24 protein-coding genes and 3 tRNA genes are annotated in these 24,040 nt (G+C 60.7%); 15 read left to right on the forward strand and 12 right to left on the reverse strand.

The window, feature by feature from the left end; translation table 11 throughout:
• Positions 1-79: 79 nt before the first annotated feature.
• The 3 genes from yidD to ACQKEN_RS06570 form a co-directional block, all read right to left on the reverse strand.
• Positions 80-283 (reverse strand): membrane protein insertion efficiency factor YidD, encoded by a 204-nt coding sequence (gene yidD, locus ACQKEN_RS06560; RefSeq protein WP_427684542.1) that lies wholly within the window; start codon positions 281-283, stop codon positions 80-82.
• Positions 283-525 carry a DUF4177 domain-containing protein gene (locus ACQKEN_RS06565; protein ID WP_172612060.1) on the reverse strand — a complete coding sequence of 81 codons (243 nt, stop codon included), beginning with the start codon at positions 523-525 and terminating at the stop codon, positions 283-285. The genes yidD and ACQKEN_RS06565 overlap by 1 nt, the downstream gene beginning before the upstream one ends.
• 1,079 nt (positions 526-1,604) lie before the next feature.
• Positions 1,605-1,691 (reverse strand) — tRNA-Leu (locus ACQKEN_RS06570).
• A 233-nt stretch (positions 1,692-1,924) separates the two neighbouring features.
• Between ACQKEN_RS06570 and sodC the strand changes: the two genes are divergently transcribed.
• Positions 1,925-2,443 carry a superoxide dismutase [Cu-Zn] SodC gene (gene sodC / locus ACQKEN_RS06575; RefSeq protein WP_427684545.1) on the forward strand — a complete coding sequence of 173 codons (519 nt, stop codon included), beginning with the start codon at positions 1,925-1,927 and terminating at the stop codon, positions 2,441-2,443.
• A gap of 174 nt (positions 2,444-2,617) precedes the next feature.
• Here sodC and ACQKEN_RS06580 read toward each other — a convergent pair.
• From ACQKEN_RS06580 to ACQKEN_RS06605, 6 genes are all read right to left on the reverse strand, one after another.
• Positions 2,618-2,691 (reverse strand) — tRNA-Cys (locus ACQKEN_RS06580).
• Positions 2,692-2,736: 45 nt separating this feature from the next.
• A tRNA-Gly gene (locus ACQKEN_RS06585) sits at positions 2,737-2,812 on the reverse strand.
• A 61-nt stretch (positions 2,813-2,873) separates the two neighbouring features.
• Positions 2,874-3,434, reverse strand: coding sequence for a CDP-diacylglycerol--glycerol-3-phosphate 3-phosphatidyltransferase (gene pgsA / locus ACQKEN_RS06590; RefSeq protein ID WP_427684547.1), 561 nt, complete (start codon positions 3,432-3,434; stop codon positions 2,874-2,876).
• A gap of 32 nt (positions 3,435-3,466) precedes the next feature.
• Positions 3,467-5,290 (reverse strand): excinuclease ABC subunit UvrC, encoded by a 1,824-nt coding sequence (uvrC, locus tag ACQKEN_RS06595; protein ID WP_427684548.1) that lies wholly within the window; start codon positions 5,288-5,290, stop codon positions 3,467-3,469.
• A complete protein-coding gene (gene gacA / locus ACQKEN_RS06600; protein ID WP_065990451.1) occupies positions 5,291-5,935 on the reverse strand; it encodes a response regulator transcription factor GacA in 645 nt (214 codons plus the stop codon).
• A 191-nt stretch (positions 5,936-6,126) separates the two neighbouring features.
• On the reverse strand, positions 6,127-6,477 hold the full coding sequence (locus tag ACQKEN_RS06605) for a helix-turn-helix domain-containing protein (RefSeq protein ID WP_427684550.1): 351 nt from the start codon (positions 6,475-6,477) through the stop codon (positions 6,127-6,129).
• A gap of 81 nt (positions 6,478-6,558) precedes the next feature.
• On the opposite strand from ACQKEN_RS06605, the gene ACQKEN_RS06610 reads away from it, so the two are divergent.
• The 13 genes from ACQKEN_RS06610 to ACQKEN_RS06670 all read left to right on the forward strand — a co-directional run bounded on the left by ACQKEN_RS06610 (position 6,559) and on the right by ACQKEN_RS06670 (position 19,733).
• Entirely contained in the window at positions 6,559-6,789 is a 231-nt protein-coding gene (locus ACQKEN_RS06610) for a DNA-binding protein (RefSeq protein ID WP_427684552.1), read from the forward strand.
• Positions 6,790-6,913: 124 nt separating this feature from the next.
• Positions 6,914-7,057 carry a hypothetical protein gene (locus ACQKEN_RS06615; protein WP_427684554.1) on the forward strand — a complete coding sequence of 48 codons (144 nt, stop codon included), beginning with the start codon at positions 6,914-6,916 and terminating at the stop codon, positions 7,055-7,057.
• Between the two features lie 128 nt (positions 7,058-7,185).
• Positions 7,186-7,338 (forward strand): hypothetical protein, encoded by a 153-nt coding sequence (locus ACQKEN_RS06620; RefSeq protein ID WP_427684556.1) that lies wholly within the window; start codon positions 7,186-7,188, stop codon positions 7,336-7,338.
• Positions 7,339-7,376: 38 nt separating this feature from the next.
• On the forward strand, positions 7,377-8,456 hold the full coding sequence (locus tag ACQKEN_RS06625; protein ID WP_427684558.1) for a 3-deoxy-7-phosphoheptulonate synthase: 1,080 nt from the start codon (positions 7,377-7,379) through the stop codon (positions 8,454-8,456).
• A 345-nt stretch (positions 8,457-8,801) separates the two neighbouring features.
• Entirely contained in the window at positions 8,802-9,683 is an 882-nt protein-coding gene (locus ACQKEN_RS06630) for an esterase/lipase family protein (protein WP_427684560.1), read from the forward strand.
• 106 nt (positions 9,684-9,789) lie between these two features.
• Positions 9,790-10,071, forward strand: coding sequence for a peptidylprolyl isomerase (locus ACQKEN_RS06635; protein WP_027898593.1), 282 nt, complete (start codon positions 9,790-9,792; stop codon positions 10,069-10,071).
• A 212-nt stretch (positions 10,072-10,283) separates the two neighbouring features.
• The gene (locus ACQKEN_RS06640) at positions 10,284-12,152 is read left to right on the forward strand and encodes an extracellular solute-binding protein (RefSeq protein ID WP_427684562.1); all 1,869 of its coding nucleotides are present in this window, start codon (positions 10,284-10,286) and stop codon (positions 12,150-12,152) included.
• Positions 12,152-13,216, forward strand: a complete 1,065-nt coding sequence (locus tag ACQKEN_RS06645; protein ID WP_192131888.1) for a microcin C ABC transporter permease YejB — start codon at positions 12,152-12,154, stop codon at positions 13,214-13,216. The genes ACQKEN_RS06640 and ACQKEN_RS06645 overlap by 1 nt, the downstream gene beginning before the upstream one ends.
• On the forward strand, positions 13,216-14,238 hold the full coding sequence (locus tag ACQKEN_RS06650; RefSeq protein WP_065990436.1) for an ABC transporter permease: 1,023 nt from the start codon (positions 13,216-13,218) through the stop codon (positions 14,236-14,238). Before ACQKEN_RS06645 ends, ACQKEN_RS06650 begins: the two co-directional genes overlap by 1 nt.
• A gap of 1 nt (position 14,239) precedes the next feature.
• Positions 14,240-15,823, forward strand: a complete 1,584-nt coding sequence (locus tag ACQKEN_RS06655) for an ABC transporter ATP-binding protein (RefSeq protein ID WP_133774968.1) — start codon at positions 14,240-14,242, stop codon at positions 15,821-15,823.
• Positions 15,824-15,886: 63 nt separating this feature from the next.
• Entirely contained in the window at positions 15,887-17,302 is a 1,416-nt protein-coding gene (locus ACQKEN_RS06660; protein WP_427684565.1) for a sigma-54 interaction domain-containing protein, read from the forward strand.
• Positions 17,303-17,560: 258 nt separating this feature from the next.
• Positions 17,561-18,952, forward strand: a complete 1,392-nt coding sequence (locus tag ACQKEN_RS06665) for a GntP family permease (protein WP_427684567.1) — start codon at positions 17,561-17,563, stop codon at positions 18,950-18,952.
• Positions 18,953-18,962: 10 nt separating this feature from the next.
• Positions 18,963-19,733, forward strand: coding sequence for a 3-hydroxybutyrate dehydrogenase (locus ACQKEN_RS06670; RefSeq protein ID WP_427684568.1), 771 nt, complete (start codon positions 18,963-18,965; stop codon positions 19,731-19,733).
• A 196-nt stretch (positions 19,734-19,929) separates the two neighbouring features.
• Here ACQKEN_RS06670 and ACQKEN_RS06675 read toward each other — a convergent pair whose 3' ends face one another.
• The gene (locus tag ACQKEN_RS06675) at positions 19,930-21,096 is read right to left on the reverse strand and encodes a PilT/PilU family type 4a pilus ATPase (RefSeq protein ID WP_272634615.1); all 1,167 of its coding nucleotides are present in this window, start codon (positions 21,094-21,096) and stop codon (positions 19,930-19,932) included.
• 257 nt (positions 21,097-21,353) lie between these two features.
• On the opposite strand from ACQKEN_RS06675, the gene ACQKEN_RS06680 reads away from it, so the two are divergent.
• Complete coding sequence (locus ACQKEN_RS06680; RefSeq protein WP_037009819.1) at positions 21,354-21,629, forward strand: peptidylprolyl isomerase; 276 nt, start codon at positions 21,354-21,356, stop codon at positions 21,627-21,629.
• Between the two features lie 248 nt (positions 21,630-21,877).
• On the opposite strand, the gene ACQKEN_RS06685 is transcribed toward ACQKEN_RS06680, so the two are convergent.
• Together ACQKEN_RS06685 and ACQKEN_RS06690 are read right to left on the reverse strand one after the other, a co-directional pair.
• Positions 21,878-22,819 carry a sugar kinase gene (locus ACQKEN_RS06685; protein ID WP_427684570.1) on the reverse strand — a complete coding sequence of 314 codons (942 nt, stop codon included), beginning with the start codon at positions 22,817-22,819 and terminating at the stop codon, positions 21,878-21,880.
• A gap of 12 nt (positions 22,820-22,831) precedes the next feature.
• Entirely contained in the window at positions 22,832-24,037 is a 1,206-nt protein-coding gene (locus tag ACQKEN_RS06690) for an amino acid deaminase (RefSeq protein ID WP_427684571.1), read from the reverse strand.
• Positions 24,038-24,040 lie beyond the last annotated feature (3 nt).

Here is a 24,040-nt window from a genome sequence, read left to right on the forward strand (position 1 = left end):
TCGGCGCCACGGGTGTCGGTTTTCAGCTGAGCCCATGCTTTTCACCGGGCGTAAAAACCCCGCCCGAGCGGGTGTTAATTTACGGATAGTCAGTTCCCCCGTTAGGGGCTTTGCACCGATAGATGCGATTCAGAGCCAGTCGCCACCCTTTTCCAGCGCCATATTTTTCAATTGCCAATATTGCGTAGTTAGAACAAGACGGCTCATATCGGCAGGTGGATCTAAGGCGATGTGGAGCAAAGCGCTGGTAGAGGTGAATCGCAGATACAGACAGTCGAGCCATCAACCAGGGCGCCGGAAAGAAATGACATAATATTGAGAAAGCTCAGCTTTTTGCCCGAAAAGTCCTGCGAAACATCCGGGTTGAACCGCTACCCCAATCGTGTCGATCCGATAAAACTCCCAGCCGTCCCCTGCGTGCTGATTGACCACATTCTGTAGATACGCAGCGGCTTCATTCCCTTTTTGATTCTTCGCCTGGACTTCGACATTTGGCGGAACCTGCACCATTTTATATACGAACACTTCGACATCCTTATGAGTGATAGAGCGTGGCAATCCTGATGGCGTGGAAAACTGATGTTAATCAAACCTTATCTTCGGCATAGAGGCTCGCGCTGCCGATCGTCTGATGTGTCCCTACACGCTCGCCCCCGACACCGAGGCGACAATGCGAAGCTCTGAATGCATCTTCGCATTCCGTTGTGTAGTGATTTCCGAGCAAGGATGTTACGCGCTTAGTCGTGCCATACAAACCGTCAGGCTGCTGGAAAAGCCAGGAAAACAGGGATCTACGACTAATTCCTACAAATCCATTTGCCCGTAGTAGCTCTACCTGAGAGACAGTCCTCTGGAACGCTCCGGCCTTAGACAACCGAGGGTGCGCCAAGTCGGTAAGGGGCCGACGAACATGCACGTAACTCTCTGGGCAATTGGAACGGCAAGCTGGTTTGCAACGACTACCCATTGGCCATCTGTCCGGACGCCTATCGGTTTCCGCCGGAGAACTTACCGACTTTCAGAGCCAGCCTCTCAGGAGGATCTTCAAGGACTCGTACCAGCCTACGAAGCGGGAACTACCGGCGCGGCCATAGAACGTGCTTGGCCAAATCATGGCCAGACCGAATAGGAACAGGGCTGCCGCTGAAGCATTCAAGTCAATGGAGAGCAAGTAAATAGCCATGGCCCACAGGGCAATCCCCAGCAGCACAAACATCGCAGATCAACCCATACCAGTGTCGTCACCAGACGGTATTGCATTGCGAATGCCGGCGTCCACACTTTCACTTTGAGCCTGCCGGCTTACGGGATCCTAGGCATTCGCTGCGTGTGACCCCGATTCACTACCAGAACCAAGCTCCTGTCGAAGCCACTCACTCACGGCACCTCGAAAGTATCGGCCCTTTGGGCTTCATGAATCGCTGGCAGGCGGCGCAGCGCCAAGAAAGCAGATGGAGCTTTCTCGGGGGCAGCGAAAGCGGTACTCGAAGCCTTGAGCGCGGAGGAATGCCTGAACAAAGTGAATTGCGGAAAGCATTCTCGATTGCGGAAATCTGGGCACAAAAAAGGCGCTTCGGATTGCTCCGTAAGCGCCTGATTCTGAATGGTGCCCCGAGCCGGAGTCGAACCGGCACATCCTTTCGGACGACGGATTTTAAGTCCGGTGTGTCTACCAATTTCACCATCAGGGCGGTAGCACATATCAACCTAGACCTTCGCGCGTCGTATCGCGGGGCCAGCTGACAAGAGTGGGGAATATATACACCCGCAGCCGTGGAGGCAAGTTCAAAGCTTTCGGATTCAATTGGTTACGTTTGTTTATCGTCACAACCTCGATACCCTGTCTATGCTCTCTCCCAGCACAGGGTGACTCGCTTGGGTTGCCGTCTTCCCCTTTTCTTTTGACGAACTCAATGAGGTGTCTATGAAATCCGCTTTGTGGCTTGGCCTGATTGGAGCATTTACGGTGAGCGCTCAGGCGGCATCGCTGAATGTCCCGATGAACCTGGTGAGTGCTGATGGCGCCCCACAGCCTGTTGGCGAAGTCACCATCAGCGAGACCGCTTACGGGCTGGTCTTCACCCCCGAGCTGAAATCTCTACCCGCCGGGATTCACGGTTTTCATGTTCACGAAAAAGCGAGTTGCGATCCGGGCATGAAAGACGGCAAAAAGGTCGCGGCACTTGCAGCAGGCGGCCACTTTGACCCAGCCAACACCGGCAAGCATCTGGGGCCGTACGGCGATGGCCACATGGGCGATCTGCCGGCGGTCTACGTCAATGCCGATGGTTTGGCCAACTACCCTGTGCTCGCACCACGCCTGAAGAAGATTTCCGACGTCAAAGGTCACGCGCTCATGATCCATGTCGGCGGCGACAACCACTCCGATATGCCCATGCCATTGGGCGGTGGCGGTGATCGCATGGCGTGCGGGGTTATCTGACCGAACTGAAACCTGCCTGAGCTCAGCTGAACCGGTGACAGAAAAGAGTGGCTCGGGATGTGATCAATCGTTTCTTAGCGTGTTGCGGAAACGAAGGTCAGCATTGCGGAAGTGATTCACTAATCACCGCACACAAAAAAGCCCGTAAGACGTTGATCTTACGGGCTTTAAATGTGGAGGCCGAGGTCGGAATCGAACCGGCGTAAGCGGATTTGCAATCCGCGGCATAACCATTTTGCTACTCGGCCTCAAACGCTCAACGATCCAACCACTACCGCTAAACGCATACAAACTGGAGCGGGAAACGAGACTCGAACTCGCGACCCCGACCTTGGCAAGGTCGTGCTCTACCAACTGAGCTATTCCCGCTTTGTGTGGGCGCCATTCTATACACTCAAATGACCCCGTCAACCCCTTGATTTAAAAATACTTATTTTTCATCGGTGGTCGTACGCAGATGCGGCCATGCCGCGCGCAGGTATTGCACCATCGACCACAGCGTAAGGCCCGCCGCGATCATCAGCAGCACGTAACCCAACACGACCCAGAAGGTAAACGCCGGCGGGTTGGCCAGCAGAATCACCAGCGCGAGCATCTGCGCAGCGGTTTTCCATTTGCCCAGGTTCGACACGGCCACTTGTGCCCGGGCCCCCAGTTCGGCCATCCATTCGCGCAAAGCGGAAATGACGATCTCGCGGCCAATGATGACGGCGGCCGGCAGGGTCAACCAGAGATTGGCATGGGCTTGCACCAGCAACACCAGCGCAACGGCCACCATCAGCTTGTCAGCCACCGGATCGAGAAACGCCCCGAACGGTGTGCTTTGCTCCAGGCGTCTTGCCAGGTATCCGTCCAGCCAGTCGGTCGCGGCTGCCAGAGCGAATACCGAACTGGCGGCCATGTAGCTCCAGTAGTACGGCAGATAGAACAACAGAATGAAGATCGGAATCAGCAGGACACGTAATACGGTAATCAGATTAGGGATATTCATCGGCACAACTGGCTACGAGGTGAGCGAGCATTCTACTCGCTGTGCAGGTTTGCATAAATCGACTCTGCGAGCTTTTTGCTGATTCCCGGCGCCTTGGCGATTTCTTCGATGCTGGCCCGGGACAATTCCTGAAGGCCGCCGAAGTGCTTGAGCAAATCGCGACGCCGGGTCGGGCCCACGCCTGCTACACCTTCCAGGGTTGATGTTCGACGGGTTTTACCGCGTCGCGCCCGGTGTCCGGTGATGGCAAACCGGTGAGCTTCGTCACGGATTTGCTGGATCAAGTGCAGCGCGGGGGAATCGCCCCTGAGGGTGAACTCATGGGCCGCATCGTTCAAGTACAGCGTCTCGAAACCTGCCTTGCGCGTGGCGCCCTTGGCGACACCCAACAGAATCAGGTCGGGGATGGCCAGTTCGTTCATCACATCGCGGGCCATGCTCAACTGGCCCTTGCCGCCATCCACCAGCAAGATGTCCGGCAACTTGCCCTCGCCGTCCTTGATGCGGCTGAAGCGACGCGTCAGTGCCTGATGCATCGCAGCATAGTCGTCCCCTGCCGTGATGCCTTCAATGTTGTAGCGGCGGTAATCGGACTTGATCGGGCCCTCTGGACCGAACACCACGCACGACGCCACCGTTGCTTCGCCACTGGAATGGCTGATGTCGTAGCATTCCAGGCGCTGCGGTGGTTCATCCAGCTTGAGCACTTGCGCCAGCGCTTCAAAGCGCGCGGTGACGTGTTGACGATTGGCGAGCCGCGCCATCAACGCCTGCTCGGCATTGGTCACGGCCAGTTGCTGCCAGCGCGCACGGGTGCCACGGACCCGGTGGCTGATGATGATTTCGCGGCCGCGCGAGGCATCGATCGCGTCGATCAGCGCGGGGAAATCCTCGCTGACCACGTTAACGATGACCTCGCCCGGCAATTCGCGCTCGCCGCCGCCCAGGAAATACTGGGCCAGGAACGCGGACATGACTTCGCCCACCTCCTCCTCGATCCCGACCTGCGGGAAGAAGTTCTTGCTGCCCAACACCCGCCCGCCACGCACGCTGATCAGGTGCACGCAGGCGCCGCCCGGGTTGACGAACGCCGCCACGACATCGACGTCGCCGGTGCCGCCGTCCATGCTCTGCTGGTCCTGAACGCGACGCAGCAGGCCGATCTGGTCACGCAGCTCGGCAGCGTGCTCGAAATCGAGGTTCATCGCCGACTTTTCCATCAGCGCATTGAGTTCGTCGGTGAGGGCATTGCTGCGGCCTTCGAGGAACATCACCGAGTGACGCACGTCCTCGTTGTAGATCTGCGGCTCGACAAGGTTCACGCACGGCGCCTTGCAGCGCTTGATCTGATACTGCAGGCAAGGCCGCGTGCGGTTTTTATAGAAGCTGTCTTCGCACTGACGCACGTGGAATGTCTTCTGCAGAATGCTCAGGCTTTCGCGAATCGCGCCCGCGCTGGGGTAAGGCCCGAAGTAGCGGCCCTTGGCCTTTTTGGCACCACGATGAATGCTCAGCCGGGGAAATTCGCCGTCGGACAAGTGCACATAGGGGTAGGACTTATCGTCGCGCAACAGGATGTTGTACGGCGGGCGCGACTCCTTGATCAGGGTTTGTTCCAGCAGCAGCGCCTCGGTTTCGTTGGCGGTGATGGTGGTTTCAACCTGAGCGATCCGCGCGACCAATGCACCGGTTTTCGGGGCGTGGCCGGTCTTGCGGAAATAGCTGGCGAGGCGCTTCTTTAAATTCTTGGCCTTGCCGACGTACAGCAGCTTGCCGTCGATATCGAACATCCGATATACGCCGGGGCGGCCACTGCAGGTGGACAGAAAAGCACTGGGATCAAACGGTTGGGTCATTTATGCGCTGGCGTCGACCATGCCGTGACGGACGGCCAGCAGGGCCAGCTCAACGTCACTGCTGATCGACAGCTTCTCGAATATGCGGTACCGGTAGGTATTCACGGTTTTGGGGGACAGGCAAAGCTTGTCGGAAATGGTCTGCACTTTCTGGCAGCCGACAATCATAAGGGCAATCTGGATTTCCCGCTCGGACAAGAGATCGAACGGTGAATTGCTGGTCTGCGGCTGGAATGACTTGAGCGCCAGTTGCTGGGCGATCTGTGGACTGATGTAACGCTGCCCTGCGAACACCAGGCGAATGGCCTGAACCATCTCCGTCAGACCGGCACCCTTGGTCATGTATCCCGCCGCGCCCGCTTGCAGCAGGCGCGTAGGGAACGGGTCCTCTTCGCACACCGTCACCGCCACCACCTTCATGTCGGGGTGGCTGCGGATGAGTTTGCGCGTGGCTTCGAGTCCACCGATGCCAGGCATCTTGACGTCCATCAGCACGACGTCGGGTTTCAGCTCGCGGGCCTTCTGCAACGACTCTTCGCCGGACTCGGCCTGCCCCACCACCTGCAAGCCTTCGATGTCGGCCAACATGCGCGTGATACCTGTCCGAACCAGATCGTGGTCATCGACAACCAGCACCCTAATCAAGCAGACACCTCACCGAACAATTCGTGACGACTGCTCGCCACGTTAGCAAAAAGAAAGTAACCGACCAGCACTGGATCACTGCTGTGCATATGTAACAGTTCATCTACAACGATGCCGACAACCTATCATCATCGACCGCAACACTTGGTAAAAATCTTCAAACGCACGACTGCTGCACCCCGCGGAATGCCTTATAACTTCTTGTCCGGGGCATAACTGCTCTGGTATTCCGCCAAGGTCGTGGTCAACCGGCAGATGGCATCCTGTTCCTCCTTTCCCAGGGTGCGGTAACTGCCCACCATCCACTCCTCGTTTTCGCTCAGGCCGACGATGGGCACCGGGGTGCGGGACCCCGTCAGCACGTACAGCACATCTACACCGCGATGGGCGACGCGGGCCAGATAATCGGCCTTGGGGGTGCGTTCGCCGTTTTCGTACTTGCCCTGCGCGTTGGCTTCCACGCCACCGATTTCACCGAATGCGCGTTGTGAGAGCCCCAAGCGCTCGCGCTCTTCCCTAATTCGGGCACTTATTCCACTCATTTGGATGTATAGCCTTGTTGACATCACTCTTTTGAGTGATAGAATCGATATAATTTGAACGAACTTGAACGGTTTTGAACTATGCCCGGAATCCGTACCGCCGCACAAGCCAGGGCTTGGCTGGAACAGCAGGGCAAATCGGTTCAAGAGTTTGCCAGGGAGCACAACGTGGACCCCGCGACGACCTATCAAGTGTTGTCCGGCCGAAAGAAGGGGCGCCGGGGCGAATCCCACAAAGTCGCGGTGCTGCTGGGCATGAAGATCGGCGTGATCCCCCCTGCCGTCGCCTCTTCGGAAATGCCTGAGGACTGAGTCGGCCTGTCGCAGTTTAGGCATTGCTTATAAGCAGGCCACCCCAATCACTCCCATTGCAATTTCCAATTGAAGAACCCGACGGGACTGAAGTAAGCTCGGCGGCATTCCACGGAGACAGACCATGTTGCCTTTGCTTTCCACCCAGTTGTTCAACGCTGCAGACGGTTCACGTCTGGCCGAGCGTGCGGCTGCCTGGAATGCGACGGCATCTACCGCTCCTGCCTCTTATTTTTATGGGTATTGGTTTAGCCACTGGCGCGCCTGATACCCAAACGGCGCCCTGAACTTCGGGTCGCCCACCAGAGTTAACTCTCACCCCCGGTCGGCTTCCCGACCGGGGGTTTTGTTTTTTTGGGCCACACATTTCTGACTGACTGATTCCAGGAGCAACACATGAACCGCAACCACTATTACCGCAACGACACCGACTTCGCCTGGCGATTTAGCAACCTCCGTTCGGGACAGCCTGCCGCCTCCGACCGGTCACTGACAGGTGGCATCGCCCTGCTCACAGCCAATCCGGCCAATTGTCGAACACCCCAGTAGGTCCGCGCGGGAATACCCGCCGACCAGGAAGCCAGCACATGAATTCGCCCGTCGTCAGCAACACCCTCATCGATCTGCCGTCCGGCGCCGTCACACTAAGTGACAGCCGCCCTGCCCCGAAACGCCTGCCAACACCGTTCGCGCTGAAACATCAGCTGCCGCTGGATGCTGCCTCGACCGCACAGGTCGCTGCCCATCGCCAGTCGATTCACGCCATTCTCAACGGTGAAGATTCCCGCCTGCTGGTCGTTGTCGGCCCGTGCTCAATCCACGATCCCCACGCCGCCCTCGACTACGCCGAGCGCCTGGCGCGCCTGGCTGCCGAGGTCAGCGACCAGATGCTGCTGGTGATGCGCGCCTACGTCGAGAAGCCGCGCACCACGGTTGGCTGGAAAGGCCTGGCGTACGATCCCGCGCTGGACGGCAGTGACGACATGGCCGAAGGCCTCGCCCTGTCGCGGCAGTTGATGCGTGACATGGTCCGCCTTGGCTTGCCGGTCGCCACGGAGTTGTTGCAACCGATGGCGGCAGGCTACTTCGATGACGTCTTGAGCTGGGTGGCCATTGGCGCGAGAACCACCGAATCGCAGATCCACCGGGAAATGGCCAGCGGCCTCGGCGTGCCCACCGGCTTCAAGAACGGCACCGACGGCAGCATTTCCGTGGCGTGCGACGCGATCCGCTCGGCGGCCCACGCTCATCGCCATTTCGGCATGGACTCCCACGGCCATCCGGCGATTATCGAAACGTCGGGCAATCCCGACACCCACATCGTGCTGCGCGGCGGTCACGGCGGTCCCAACTACGACGCCGCCAGCGTTGCAGCGGTGAATGCCAGCCTGGCGACGCACCGCATGGCCGCGCGCATCATGGTCGATTGCAGTCACGCCAACAGCGGCAAGGATCCGCTGCGCCAGCCGGCGGTCTTCAACGACGTGCTGCAGCAACGACTGGCCGGCGACCGGACACTGATCGGCATGATGCTGGAGAGCCATGTGTTCGAAGGCTGCCAGCCGCTGAGTGCTTCCCTTAAATACGGCGTGTCGGTGACGGACGCGTGCCTGGGCTGGGATTCCACCGAGCGTCTGCTGCGCGACGCCGTGAACAAACTGCGCTAAAGGTAAGGCGCTACAGGTAAGTTGTGCAGTAACGTTTGCAGTAACGTTTGCAAACAGGAAGCCGGTGGCAGTCATGTCTCCGGTTTCCCTAAGAATCGTCGTCGTTGTCAGCAACGGTCCGTCACCGTGAAGACGCCCATCGTGGGAAATCGTCTCTCGCACCCGACGCGTTTGCACCAAACCGCCAGCGCCTTTTCCAGCCTCCCCGGCACACAAGGTCTACAGCGGCGCAACGCTCTCCGCACTCTTTACCAACCGGCCCTTCGCCATACCCCGCCGGGCCCTCCGCCCATGATTTGCGCTGGTTAAGCTCGATCCTTCTTTTATATCGAAGGAATGATCGGCATGTACCAGGACGTCACCACCAAGTATCCGATTTTGCTGATCCACGGCCTGTTTGGTTTTAACCGGATCGGCAAGGTGGACATGTTCCACGGCATCCCCCAGGCACTGGAGAAAGCCGGCTGCAGGGTTCACGTGCCGGCGCTGTCCGGCGTCCACGACAACGAAACCCGCGGCGAGCAGTTGATCGATCAGATCGAACGCTTTCTGCGCCGCACCGGTTACCTGAAAGTCAACCTGATCGGACACAGCCAGGGCGCGCTGACCTCCCGCTATGCCGCTGCGTTGCGTCCGGATATCGTGGCGTCGGTCACTTCCGTGAGCGGCCCCAATCACGGTTCGGAAGTGGCCGACCGGGTGCGTCGGGCGCTGACGCCCGGGCAGATGCCTGAAGCGGTGGCATCGCGGCTGACCGCAGGTTTTGCCCACTTCCTTGCGCTACTGAGTGGTAACTCGGCGCTCCCTCAAGACCCGATTCAGGCACTGGATGCGCTGACCACCGACGGCGTAGCCGCATTTAATCGCAAGTATTCCCAAGGGCTGCCCTCGACGTGGGGCGGTGAAGGCGCTGAACGGGTCAACGGCGTTCACTATTACTCCTGGAGCGGCTGCATCGACGGTTCGTTATTGTCCGAAGGCCGCAATGCGCTAGACCCGCTGCACCTGGCGCTGCGCAGTTACGCGCTGCTATTCGAAAAGGAAGCCGCGTCCAATGACGGCCTGGTCGGCCGCTTCAGCTCCCATCTGGGCAAGGTGATCCGCTCCGACTACCCCATGGACCACGTGGACTCCATCAATCAGAGTGCCGGCCTGGTGCGCAAGCAGGTCGATCCGGTGAAGCTGTATGTGGACCACGCTGCCCTCCTGTTCAGCAAAGGTCTTTAACCGACGATGTCATCGGTCACGACCAGACAAAGGCGCCTGAACTTTCTCGGGAAACGCGGCACTTATTCGAGTACGCTCGTTTCTTTTTTTCACAGGAGTCACTCAAATGGCCAAAGCCACTGCCCGCCACATCCTCGTATCCAGCGAAGAGAAGTGCAACGAACTCAAAGCACAGATCGAAGGCGGCGCTGATTTTGCCGAAGTCGCAAAATCCAACTCCAGCTGCCCGTCCAGCCGTCAAGGCGGCGACCTCGGCTCCTTCGGCCCGGGTCAAATGGTCAAGGAATTCGACACCGTGGTGTTCAGCGCACCGGTGAACGTTGTCCAGGGCCCGGTGAAAACCCAGTTCGGTTACCACCTGCTGGAAGTGACCAGCCGCCAGGACTGATCCCCCGCGCTGCTGCACGAACGGCCCGCCCTTGAAAGCGGGCCGTTTGTTTATGGGATCCTTGCTCCAGTGCAGCATTGTCCGGTTACAAAGAGCCCGGCTTTGCGGTACCTTGCCACCGGGGTAATCAATAAAAAAACCGGACCGGCCACCCGCGCCGTCATGACCTTCAACCCTGATATTGGTCACCAATGTCAGTCAGGATTCGTGCAATGCGTTTTGTTTTGTCATCGCTGATGGTTGCAACACTCGTTCTCGTTTCAGGTTTTCAGGTTCTGTCCGCCGCCCCTCAACACGCGTTGACCGTTTACGGCGAGGCGCCGCGCTACCCGGCAAATTTCGGACACTTCGATTACGTGAATGCCGACGCCCCGAAAGGTGGCAGCATGCGCCGCTCGGCGCAGGAAATCGGTCAGTTCGACCACATCATGCCGTACCTCGACAAAGGCACCGGCGTCGCCCAGGTCAATGGATTGCTGTACTCGCCGCTGGCGGTGAAGTCGCTGGACGAGCCGTACACTGTGTATGGCCTGATCGCAGAGAAAATGGAACGTGCCCCCGACGGCATGTCATTGCGTTTCTACCTGAGCCCCAAGGCCAAATTTTCCGACGGCTCGGCCATCACCGCCGAAGACGTGCGCTTCACCTACAACCTGCTGATGACACAGGGCAGCCTGTCGTACCGCACCGAGTTTCAAGACGTCAAAGGCGTGGAGGTCGAGTCGCCGACGCAGATCCGTTTTGACTTCAAGAGCAACGAAAGCCACACCCTGCCGCTGGATCTCGCCTCGCTGCCGGTGTTCCCCGAGCATTGGTGGAAGGACCGCGACTTCGCCAACGGCGGCGGCTTCGAGATTCCGGTGGGCAGCGGCCCGTATCGCATCGGCAAGGTCGACCCGGGTCGCAGCGTTACCTTCGAACGCAACCCAGACTGGTGGGGCAAGGACTTGCCGGTCAATCGCGGCCAGTACAACTTCGATCACTTCAGCGTCGAGTACTTCGGCGACACCGACGTCGCCCGTCAGGTGCTGCGCGGTGGCGGTTACGACTACAACCGCGAATATTCCGCCACCGGCTATTCCATCGGCTATGACAGCCCGGCCTTGACCGAAGGCCGTCTGCAGCGGGCGCACCTGGCCAAGGGCGCCGTGCAGAGCTCACAGGGATTTATATTCAATCTGGACCGCCCGAAGTTTCAGGACCGCCGCGTGCGTCAGGCGCTGGCGATGCTGTGGGATTTCGAATGGACCAACAAACAGATGATGCGCAACGTTTATGTACGCCAGAACAGCTACTTCTCCAACAGCGACCTGGCGGCGACGGCATTGCCCACCGCGTCCGAGCTGAAGATCCTCGAGCCACTGCGCGGTCAGATGCCGCCGGAAGTCTTCACCACGGTATTCCATACCCCGAAAACCGATGGCAGCGGTTTCATCCGCGACAAACAACTGCAAGCCCTGGCGTTGCTCGAAGAAGCAGGCTGGATGCCCCAGGGTGACAAGCTGGTCAACGCCCAGGGCGAACCGTTGAGTTTTACCTTCCTCAACGGTCAGAGCGGCTTCGAGAAAATATTGTTGCCGTACAAGCGCAATCTGGCGCAGATCGGCATCGATTTCGAGATCCGCCGCATCGACTCGGCGCAGTACCTGAACCGGGTCATGGCCCGGGATTACGACATGATCGTCACCGGCTACGGCGTTTCGACCTCCCCGGGCATGGAGCTGTACAACAACTTCGGCTCGAAGGTCGCCACCGATCCCGGGTCCAGCAACTACATGGTCTTGCGCGACCCGGCCGTTGACACCCTGATCGAGGGCCTGGCCAAAGCCGACAGCAAGCCGGCGATGATCGATTACGCCCATGCCCTGGACCGGGTGCTGCAATGGGGCTTCTACTGGATTCCCAACTATTACCCGCCCGGCTCTTCCACGGTGTGGTGGAACCGCTTCGGCATTCCCAAGGTGCAGGCCAGCAACAGTGAGGCCATCGACACCTGGTGGGAAGTCAGCCCCCAGGCACTGACCAACGAAGAGTTCGCCCAGCAACGGGGCGCTTCGGCCATCCCCTCGGAGGTCAAGTAATGCTCGGCTACCTGATGAGGCGCCTGCTGCTGATCATTCCGACGCTGCTGTGCATTCTGCTGGTCAACTTCTTCATCGTGCAGGCCGCGCCCGGCGGCCCGGTGGAACAAGCCATCGCCAAGCTGCAAGGCGTCGCGGGCGGCACGATTGGCGCCGGCCACACCGAAACCATGAACGCCGGTCAGTCCCGGGCCAGTCGCGGGCTCGATCCCAAGCTGATCAAGGAGATCGAGCACCAATACGGGTTCGACAAGCCCCTGCATGAGCGTTTGTGGCTGATGCTGAAGAACTACGCGCAACTGGATTTCGGCAACAGCTTCTTTCGCGGCGCCAAGGTCACGGACCTGATCCTGCAGAAGATGCCGGTGTCCATCTCGCTGGGGCTGTGGGCAACGCTGATCACCTACCTGGTGTCGATCCCGCTGGGCATCCGTAAAGCGGTCAAGCACGGCAGCCACTTTGATATCTGGAGCAGCACGGCCATCATCATCGGCTACGCGATGCCGGCCTTTCTGTTCGCCATGCTGCTGGTGGTGCTGTTCGCCGGCGGCACGTCGCTGAGCTGGTTCCCGGTGCGCGGGCTGGTGTCCGAGAACTTTGATCAACTGAGCACCCTGGGCAAGATCGCCGACTACTTCTGGCACCTGGTGTTGCCGGTGACATCACTGGTGATCGGCGGTTTCGCGACGCTGACCATTCTGACCAAAAACTCCTTCCTGAACGAAGTCACCCGCCAGTATGTGGTCACCGCCCGCGCCAAAGGGCTGAGCGAGCGGCGCGTCCTCTACGGCCACGTGTTCCGCAACGCCATGCTGCTGATCGTTGCCGGCATTCCCCAGGCATTCATCAGTGTGTTCTTTGCCGGTTCGTTGATGATCGAAGTGATCTTCTCCCTCGATGGCCTCGGCCGCATGAGTTACGAAGCTGCGGTGTCCCGGGACTATCCGGTGGTGTTCGGTTCGCTGTTCATCTTCACGCTGTTCGGGTTGCTGATAAAGCTGGTCGGGGACATCTGCTACACCCTGGTCGACCCCCGAATCGACTTCAGCGCGAGGAATGCGTGATGCGCAGATTGTCTCCGGTCGCTCGCCGTCGCTTCGAGCGCTTCCGCAATAACCGCCGGGGCTGGTGGTCGTTGTGGCTGTTCTGCGGGCTGTTCGTGCTCAGCCTGTGCGGCGAGCTGATTGCTAACGACAAACCCTTGGTGCTGAGTTATCAGCATGAGCTGTACTTCCCGGCGTTCAAGCGCCACACGGAGCAGGAATTCGGCGGCCAGCTGCCGTTTCAGCCGGACTACCGCAGCGACTACGTGCGCCAGCTGATCAGCAAGGGCGACGGCTGGATGCTGTTTCCGCCGATCCCGTTCAGCGATGACACACCCAACTATGACCTGAACAAGCCCGCGCCGAGCCCGCCCTCCTCGATCAACTGGCTGGGCACGGACGATCAGGCCCGGGATGTGCTCGCCCGGGTCATCTTCGGTGCGCGGGTGTCGATTCTGTTCGCCTTGGCATTGACGTTTATCAGTGCGCTGATCGGCATCGCTGCCGGCGCATTGCAGGGCTATTACGGCGGCTGGGTGGATTTGATCGGCCAGCGTCTGCTGGAAGTCTGGTCCGGCCTGCCGGTGCTGTACCTGCTGATCATTCTGTCGGGCTTCGTCGAGCCTAACTTCTGGTGGCTGCTGGGGATCATGGCGCTGTTTTCGTGGCTGGCGCTGGTGGACGTGGTGCGCGCCGAGTTCCTGCGCGGGCGCAATCTGGAATACGTCAAAGCGGCGCGCGCGCTGGGACTGAGTGATCGCAAGGTGATCCTGCGGCACATTCTGCCCAACGCGATGAACGCGACCCTCAGTTACTTGCCTTTCATTCTCACCGGGGCGATCTCCACGCTGACGGCGCTGGACTTCCTCGGTTTCGGCATGCCCGCCGGCAGCGCGTCACTGGGCGAGCTGATCGCCCAAGGCAAACAGAACCTGCAGGCGCCGTGGCTGGGCTTCACGGCATTTTTCACACTGGCGCTGATACTGTCGCTGCTGGTGTTTATTGGCGAGGCCCTGCGGGATGCCTTCGACCCGAGGTCCTGAGATGTCCGAAAACCTGATCGAAATCCGCGACCTCTCGGTGTCGTTCAACGGCCACACCGTGGTCAAGCATCTCAGTCTCGACATCCCGGCCGGCGAGTGCCTGGCACTGGTCGGCGAGTCGGGGTCGGGCAAATCGGTAACCGCCCACTCCATCCTGCAACTGCTGCCCCAGGCCGGCACGCTGAGCACCGGCAGCATTCGCTATCGCGGCAAAGAGTTGCTCGGCGCCGATGGCAACGTCATGCGCGAACTGCGGGGCAATCAGATCGCGATGATCTTCCAGGAGCCGATGACCTCGCTCAACCCGCTGCACACGGTGTCCCGACAAATCGGCGAGACCTTATTGCTGCACAAAGGCCTGGCGGGCAAGGCGGCCCAGGCGCGGATCATCGAGCTGCTGGAGCTGGTCGGCATTCAGCACCCGAAAAAGCGCCTGAAGGCCTACCCCCACGAATTGTCCGGCGGCCAGCGCCAGCGGGTGATGATCGCCATGGCCCTGGCCTGCGAGCCGGAACTGCTGATTGCCGATGAGCCCACGACGGCGCTGGATGTGACGGTGCAGCGCAAGATCCTGCTGCTGCTCAAACAGCTGCAGCAACGGCTGAACATGTCGCTGTTGCTGATCAGTCACGACCTGAATCTGGTGCACAGCATTGCCCAGCGGGTGTGCGTCATGCGCGCCGGGGAAATCGTCGAGCAGTCCAACTGCCAGTCGCTGTTCAAGAACCCACAACACCCTTACAGCCGTTTGCTGCTGGACGCCGAACCGGCGGGCGAGCCGTTGCCCCGCGACACCCGCGAGAAGGTGCTGGAGGTTGATAACCTGCGCGTCTGGTTCTCCCTCGGCGGCGGAATTTTCAACCGGCACCACGAATACCTGAAAGCCGTCGACGACATCAGCCTGAGCATCGAGCGCGGCAAAACCCTGGGCATCGTCGGCGAATCCGGCTCGGGCAAGTCGACACTTGGTCAGGCCATCCTGCGCTTGCTGGAATCCCGTGGCAGTATCCGCTTCAAGGGTCATGGGCTGGACAGCCTGAATCAGAAGCAGATGCGCCCATGGCGCAAGCAGATGCAGGTGGTGTTCCAGGACCCTTATGGCAGCCTCAGCCCGCGCATGTCGGTGGCACAGATCATCAGCGAGGGCCTGGAAGTTCACAGCGACCTGGACAAGGCCAGTTGCGAGGCCGAAGTGATTCGCGCGCTGGAGGAAGTCGGCATCGACCCGTCGAGCCGGCACCGCTACCCCCATGAGTTTTCCGGGGGGCAGCGTCAACGCATCGCCATTGCCCGCGCCCTTGTGCTCAAACCTGCCTTGATATTGCTCGACGAACCGACCTCTGCGCTGGACCGCACCGTGCAAAAGCAGGTCGTCGCGTTGCTGCGTCAATTGCAGGAACGGCACGGCCTGACCTACCTGTTCATCAGCCACGACCTGGCCGTGGTCAAGGCGCTGGCCCATGACCTGATCGTGGTCAAGGACGGCAAAGTGGTCGAGCGCGGCGCGAGCCACGACGTATTCGATGCGCCGCAGCATCCCTACACCCGGGAATTGCTGGCGGCGGCGCACCCCGGTTTCAATTGACGCGCTTACCAAACAGTAGTCTGTGCGGCCAGATGCCGAGGAACAGGAAGGATGGAACCGCACATGAACGACAACGAAAGCCTGAAGGATTACCGGCGCGTTCGGCGACTGGCAATCCGTTCGCTGTTCGAGATCATCGAGCAGTCCAGTGAAGGCACGGTCATCGTTGACCGCGACGCCCGCATCGTCTGGATCAACGAGCGCTACGCCCGTCGTTTTGGCCTCGAAGACCCGAGCCGCGCGGTGGGTCAGCCGTGTGAGCAAGTGATTCCCGGTAGCCTGCTGCGGCAGGTGGCGAGCAACGGACAGCCGATTTTGCTGGACATGATGGACACGGCGAAGGACCCGCTGGTAGTCATGCGCCTTCCGATCCACGACGACGGCGGCGCGGTGATCGGTGCCATCGGCTTTGCGCTGTTCGATGAGTTGCATGCCCTGTCGCCGCTGCTCAAACGCTATTCGAGCATGCAGCAAGAGCTGGCTTCTACCCGCTCGCTGCTGCGCGCACGCCAGGCCAAATACAGTTTTGCTCACTTCATTGGCACCAGCGCCGCCAGCCTGGAAGTCAAACGCCGCGCACGTCGCAGCGCCAGTACCGATTCCCCGGTGTTGCTGCTCGGCGAGACCGGCACCGGCAAGGAGTTGCTCGCCCACGCCGTGCACAACAGCTCGCCACGGGCGCACAAACCCTTCATCAGCATCAACAGCGCTGCCATCCCCGAGGCGCTGCTGGAGGCGGAGTTCTTCGGCACGGCCCCGGGTGCGTTCACCGGCGCCGACCGCAAGGGGCGCAACGGCAAATTGCACCTGGCCGAGGGCGGCACCCTGTTTCTCGACGAGATCGGCGACATGCCCCTTCCGCTGCAGAGCAAGCTGCTGCGCGTGCTGCAGGAAAAAGAGTACGAGCCGGTGGGCTCCAACGTGATGATCAAAAGCGATGTGCGGGTGATCGCCGCGACCTCCACCGACCTCGAAGCGGCGATCAAGCGGGGCGAGTTTCGCGCCGACCTGTATTACCGGCTGAGTGTATTGCCCATAAAAGTGCCCCCATTGCGCGAGCGTCTGGATGACATTCCAGCGCTGGCCGAAGCGATTCTCGAGGACCTCCACAGCCATCACGAACTGGCGCCCGCTGCTGTGGTGGCCCTCGCTCAACACGCCTGGCCGGGCAATATCCGTGAGCTGCGTAACGTGCTGGAGCGTGCCGCGCTGCTCGGCGACGATCTGCAACTCAGCCCCGCCGACATCCGCGCCGCCATCGGCACGCTGGTACCGGTCGCCAGCCCTCCAGTGGCGGCGTGGTCAGCGTCCAATGATCAGACCTACAGCGAGGCCAGGCAGCATTTCGACCGAGAGCTGATTCAGGCGAAGCTGGCGCAGTGCGCGGGTAACGTGATTCTCGCGGCTCGGCAATTGGGGTTGGGGCGTTCGACGCTGTACAAGAAGATGGCCGCGCTGGGGATCGTCGAGTCTCAATAAAGAGACTTATTGTCTACGATCCGGGATCAACCTTTAGGAGGCCTGTTCCAGAGCGGTTTCGGCCTGGAAGAGTCAGCCTTTAGCACCCCTTGATCGTGCCGCGACAGTCTCATTGTTGGGACGGAACAAAATTCACCCCTCAGCAACATTGGACAAATCGCTTAAGAATCAGCCAGTTAGCGCAATGGCACGAAAGTAGCTATACCTCCTGTTGCGCGGCCTCGCCGCACCCAAAACAAAAACAACAGGAGACACTCGATGAGTATGATCATCGCTTTAGCGGCGCTTACGCTGCTGATGCTGGCTGCCTACCGGGGTTACAGCGTCATCCTCTTTGCCCCCATCGCGGCCCTCGGCGCCGTACTGCTCACCGATCCCTCTGCCGTAGCGCCCGCCTTCACCGGCGTGTTCATGGACAAGATGGTCGGCTTCGTCAAACTCTACTTCCCGGTGTTTCTGCTCGGCGCCGTGTTCGGCAAGCTGATCGAGCTGTCCGGTTTCTCGCGCTCCATCGTGGCGGCTGCCATTCGCCTGCTGGGTACACGCCAGGCGATGCTGGTGATCGTGCTGGTCTGCGCGCTGCTGACCTACGGCGGCGTGTCGTTGTTCGTGGTGGTGTTTGCGGTCTACCCGTTCGCCGCCGAGATGTTCCGTCAGAGCAACATTCCCAAGCGTCTTATTCCGGCGACCATCGCCCTGGGTGCATTCTCGTTCACCATGGACGCCCTGCCCGGCACGCCGCAAATTCAGAACATCATCCCGTCGACCTTCTTCAACACCACGGCGTGGGCTGCGCCGTGGCTGGGTCTGATCGGCACGGCGTTCGTGTTCAGCGCCGGCATGCTGTTTCTGCAGCGCCAGCGCAACCGGGCTCAACGTGCGGGCGAAGGCTACGGCTCCGAACTGCGCAACGAGCCGGACACTCCGGCCGACATCGCGCTGCCCAACCCGTGGATCGCATTGGCGCCGCTGTTGCTGGTGGGCGTCATGAACCTGCTGTTCACACAGTGGATTCCCCAGTGGTACGGCAAGACTCACACCCTGGCGCTGCCGGGCATGGCCACGCCGGTGCAGACCGACATCGCCAAAATCACCGCGATCTGGGCCGTGGAAGCGGCGTTGCTGGTGGGCATCGTCTTTGTGTTGGTGTTCGCTTTCAGGACGGTGAAATCCAAGCTGGCCGAGGGCACCAAGGGTGCAGTCAGCGGTGCCCTGCTGGCGGCGATGAACACGGCGTCGGAATACGGTTTTGGCGCTGTGATTGCTTCGTTGCCGGGATTCCTGGTGCTGGCCGACGGGCTTAAGAGCATTCCCAATCCGCTGGTCAACGAAGCGATTACCGTGACGCTGCTCGCCGGCATCACCGGGTCGGCGTCCGGGGGCATGAGCATCGCCCTTGCGGCGATGTCCGACAGCTTTATCGCGGCGGCCCACGCGGCGAACATTCCGCTGGAGGTGTTGCACCGCGTCGCGGCCATGGCCAGTGGCGGCATGGACACGCTGCCGCACAATGGCGCGGTCATCACCCTGCTGGCGGTCACCGGCCTGACCCACCGCGAAGCCTATAAGGACATCTTCGGCATCACCATCATCAAGACCCTGGCGGTGTTCGTGGTGATCGGCGTTTTCTATGCAACCGGCATCGTATGAGGAATTGAACATGAGTCTGCAAGGCAAAACCGCACTGGTCACCGGCTCCACCAGCGGCATCGGCCTGGGCATCGCGCTGACGCTGGCCAAGGCCGGCGCAAGCCTGGTGCTCAACGGCTTCGGCGATGCGTCGGCCGTGATCGAACAGGTCAAACAGTACGGCGGGAAGGTCGGCCATCATCCCGCGGACGTCAGTGATGTGGCGCAGATCGCCGACATGATTGCCTATGCCGAGCGCGAATTCGGCGGCGTCGACATCCTGGTCAACAACGCGGGGATCCAGCACGTTGATGCGGTGGAAGATTTCCCGGTGGAGAGCTGGGACAAGATCATCGCCATCAACCTGTCGTCGGTGTTTCACACCACGCGGTTATGCCTGCCGGCCATGCGTGCCAAGGGCTGGGGGCGAATCGTGAACATTGCCTCGGTGCATGGCCTGGTGGGTTCGACGGGCAAGGCAGCCTATGTGGCCGCCAAGCACGGCGTCATTGGTCTGACCAAGGTGGTCGGGCTGGAGACGGCGGCCAGTCACGTCACCTGTAACGCCATCTGCCCGGGCTGGGTGCTGACGCCGCTGGTGCAGAAGCAGATCGATGACCGCGCCGCCGAGACTGGCGACCTGGAACAGGCCAAGCATGACTTGCTGGCGGAGAAGCAGCCATCGCTGGAATTCGTGACGCCTTCGCAGCTGGGTGAGCTGACGTTGTTTCTGTGCAGTGAAGCGGGCGCGCAGGTGCGTGGTGCGGCGTGGAATATCGATGGGGGGTGGTTGGCGCGGTAGGCGCCAGCTCTGTCGAATGCCTCCCGGGCACAGGCAATTGCTGGCTGATGCGTGGTCTGTAGGAGCCGGCTTGCTGGCGAAGGCGGTGTGTCAGATACGAAAATGTGAATGACCCGCCGCGTTCGCCAGCAAGCCGGCTCCTACGGATCGTGGGTGATCTTCCGCTTGCCGCGCAGCAGGCCGCGAGACTTATCTTTCAATTCCCCGGTTCGTCCCGCTCATCCACCAGGCCCCAATCCTTGACGTTCACCTGCGCGGCAGGCTGGGGCGCACGCGGCGCGGTGGCGATGGTCGATGGCCCGTCCTCGCTGTGCAATTTCAACCGCAGGCGCACGTTGTTGGCCGAGTCGGCGTTTTTCAGGGCTTCGTCTTCGGTGATCGCGCCCTCCACCGCCAGGTCATACAGCGCGTTGTCGAAGGTCTGCATGCCCAGGTTGGTGGACTTCTCCATGATGCCCTTGAGCTCGGTCAGCTCGTTGCGGTGGATCAGGTCACGAATCGTCGGCGTGCCCAGCATCACCTCCACTGCCGCACGGCGCTTGCCGTCGGTGGTCTTGACCAGCCGCTGGGAGACGAACGCCTTGAGGTTGTTGCCCAGGTCATGCAACAGCTGAGGGCGGCGCTCTTCGGGGAAGAAGTTGATGATGCGGTCCAGCGCCTGGTTGGCGTTGTTGGCGTGCAGCGTCGAGATGGCCAGGTGGCCGGTGTCGGCAAACGCCAGGGCGTGCTCCATGGTCTCGCGGTCGCGGATCTCACCGATCAGAATCACGTCCGGCGCCTGACGCAGCGTGTTCTTCAGTGCCGCGTGGAAGCTCCGCGTGTCGACGCCCACTTCGCGCTGATTGATGATCGAGCGCTTGTGTTTGTGGATGAACTCCACCGGGTCTTCGATGGTAATGATGTGGCCGCTGGCGTGGCGATTGCGGTGATCGATCAGCGCGGCGAGCGAGGTCGATTTACCCGAACCGGTGGCGCCAACGAACAGCACCAGGCCGTGCTTTTCCATGATCACATCGAGCAGGATCGGTGGCAGGTGCAGGTCTTCGAATTTGGGGATGTCGAGCTTGATGTTGCGCGCCACGATCGACACTTCGTTGCGCTGCTTGAAGATATTGATCCGGAATCGCCCGACACCGGACAGGGAGAACGCCAGGTTCATCTCCAGCTCGCGTTCGAAATCCACGCGCTGCTCGGCATCCATGATGCCGTTGGCAATCACCGCGACGTCACCGGGCTTGAACGCTTCAGTACCCAGCGGCTTGAGCACGCCATTGAACTTGGCGCAAGGGGGCGCGCCGGTGGACAGGTAGAGGTCCGATCCATCCTGGGTGGCAAGCACTTTCAACAACGCCGGAAAATCCATAAGGCAACACCACACAAGAGATTTGAGGAGACAGCAGGCCTACAGTGTGTCGACCTTCGGCCGGTTTTAACGTTCGCGCTCTTTAACGCTCCGGGTCAGGGATGTTTGACTGGCCGGGTCAGGGCTGTCTAAGTAGCCGGGTCAGGCCTGTCTGAGCGCCGATTTACACGTTCGTCCGGTCAATGTGTGGGAAATTACCCGAAATCGCGCAGCAAAGGCATAATGCGCGGCTTTTTTATCGAGACGTCCTGCACATCATGAAAGCCCAAGCCCGCCACATTCTGGTCAAGACCGCTGAAGAAGCCGAGCAACTGAAGCAGCGCATTGCCAAAGGCGAGGCGTTTGACGTGCTGGCGAAGAAATATTCGACCTGCCCGAGCGGCAAGCGCGGCGGCGACCTGGGTGAGGTACGGCCGGGTCAGATGGTCGGCGCGATTGACCAGGTGATCTTCAAAAAGCCGTTGCGGACCGTGCATGGTCCGGTCAAAAGCAAGTTCGGGTATCACTTGGTGCAGGTCTTTTATCGGGATTGAGGGGTACAGCCGCAACCCTGGCAGCGATCTCCCGGGCCCTTTCCCGGCTAAAGCCGGTCCCACTAAAGCATGGCGTGCATTCAGTGGGATGGGTGGTAAGGGCCAGCTGAAGAAACGCGGCCCCCTTGTGGGACCGGCTTTAGCCGGGAAGATGCCCGAATGCACACCCTCGATTTCGCGGTGTGACACCCGACGCCTTCCCGGCTAAAGCCGGTCCCACAGAGTACGCGTGGACATAATGGGCTTCTTCAGACCGGCATCACACTCCTCGGGATCAACGCCCCCGGGTGCTGAATCACCAGGCTCGCCAGTTGATGCCCGGCGTCGGCCGCATCTTTCGGGCTGCCACCCCTTAAACGCCGGGCCAGATAGGCCGCGCTAAACGAATCCCCCGCTGCCGTGGTGTCGATGACTTTCTGCACGGCATGGGCAGGCACCTCATAGCGCCGATCATCGACGCTGACGAGACAGCTCTGGGCACCGCGCTTGACCACCACCTCGCTGACGCCCAAGTCCCGATAGGTCTGCAAAATCTGATCGCCGTCGGCGTAATCGAACAATGCCTGCTCGTCTTCCTCGGTGAGCAGGGCCAGATCCACTTCGTGCATGACCGCGCGATAGGCCTGCCGCGCTTGCTCAACGCTGCGCCACAAGCGCGGGCGGTAATTGTTGTCGAACACCACCCGCGCGCCACGGTCCCGGGCATCGCCAAGGGTCGACAACAGCCGCGCCCTGCCCGTTTCACCCAGCACCGCCAGGGTGATGCCGCTGAAATACAGCACGTCGTAATCCGGCAGCGCGGCCAGCACCGGCTCGGCCGCCGGGGTGGTGAAGCATTCGCGGACCGCTGCCTCGTTGCGCCAGTACAGGAAGCGCCGCTCGCCATTGGCGTCGGTCTGAATGCAATACAGACCCGGCAGTCGCCCCGGCAAGCGCTGTACCCGACTCAGGCCAATGCCCTCTTGCGTCCAGACCTGGCACATGGCGTCGCTGAAACTGTCGTCGCCCAGCGCCGTGACGTAATCCACCTGCGCCGCCGAACCCAGCAGGCGCGACAGGTACACCGCGGTGTTCAGCGTGTCGCCGCCGAAGCTCTGCTTGAGCGTGCCGTTGGCGTGCTGTTGCAACTCGATCATGCATTCGCCGATCAGCGCGACGCGCGGATAGCTGTGACTGACCATTTCACTCATCGCAGACTCCTGTCAGAAGCAGGTATCGAAGGATTCGATGACGCGCAGGTCATCGCCGACCAGGCAACCCGTGCGCCATTTGTCGAAGGTCAGGCACGGGTGCGAGGTGCCAAACGAAATGATATCGCCGACCTTCAAATCGCAACCGGCCGCGACGGTCATGAACGCGTGCTGGTCCATTACCGCTGTGACCTTGCAAGCGCTGACGTCCTCGCCAATCGCCGGCACCGACCCCGGCGCGTAGCGCTTTATCGGGTTGGGCATGCCGGCGTCAAACGCCACGTCGCGCTTGCCCATGGCAATCACCGCAAAACCCGGCTCGGGCATCGACTGCACGTGGGCCCAGACTTCCATCGCCGGCCGCAAGCCTTCGCTGAGGTCGTGGCGGCGGTCGAGCACGCAGCATTGTGCGTCTTTGTAGATGCCGTGGTCGTGGACCACGTAACTGCCGGGGCGCAGCACGCTGAGGAAACGCTCGCGCACCTGCTGTTTGTCGAATTCTTCGGCGATCAGGTCGTACCAGGCCGAGCCTGAGGCCGTGACAATCGGGCGCTCCAGCGCAAACGCGCCCTTGTCCTGCAGCGTCACGGCCAGCCGCACCAGCGATGTAGCAAACGCACGAATACCGCTCACGGCCTGGTCGCCGTGGATCACGCCTTCGTAGCCTTCTATGCCGGTCAGCTTCAGCGCCGGTTGTGCCGCGATGGCTTCGGCGAGAGCCATGACGTCGGATTCACTGCGGCAGCCGCAGCGTCCACCGACCACGCCGTACTCGATCATCACATTCAGGTTCAGGCCCTTGGCGGCGAAGAACTCGCCGAGCGCCTTGACGTTGTCCGGGTGATCGACCATGCAGTGAAAGTCGAATATGCCGTCAGTGAGCATCTCGGCGATGATCGCCATGTTTGGTGCGCCGACCAGTTGGTTGGCCATCAGTATCCGACGCACGCCGTGGGCATAGGCCGCGCGGGTCTGCACTGCCGTGGCGAGGGTCATGCCCCACGCGCCATGCTGCAACTGCCGCAGAAACAGCGCCGGCACCATGCTGGTCTTGCCGTGGGGCGCGAGCTCGGCACCGCTGTCGCTGACGAACTTCTGCATCCAGCGCAGGTTGTGCTCCAGCGCCGTGTCGTGGATCACCAGCGCGGGCAGGCTGACGTCGCGCACCAGGTGGTCGCCGGGTTGCGTGGCGCCCTTTTCAATCGCGGCAATGCTCATCTC

The organism is Pseudomonas sp. NPDC078416, from assembly GCF_050268485.1.
GTDB lineage: Bacteria > Pseudomonadota > Gammaproteobacteria > Pseudomonadales > Pseudomonadaceae > Aquipseudomonas.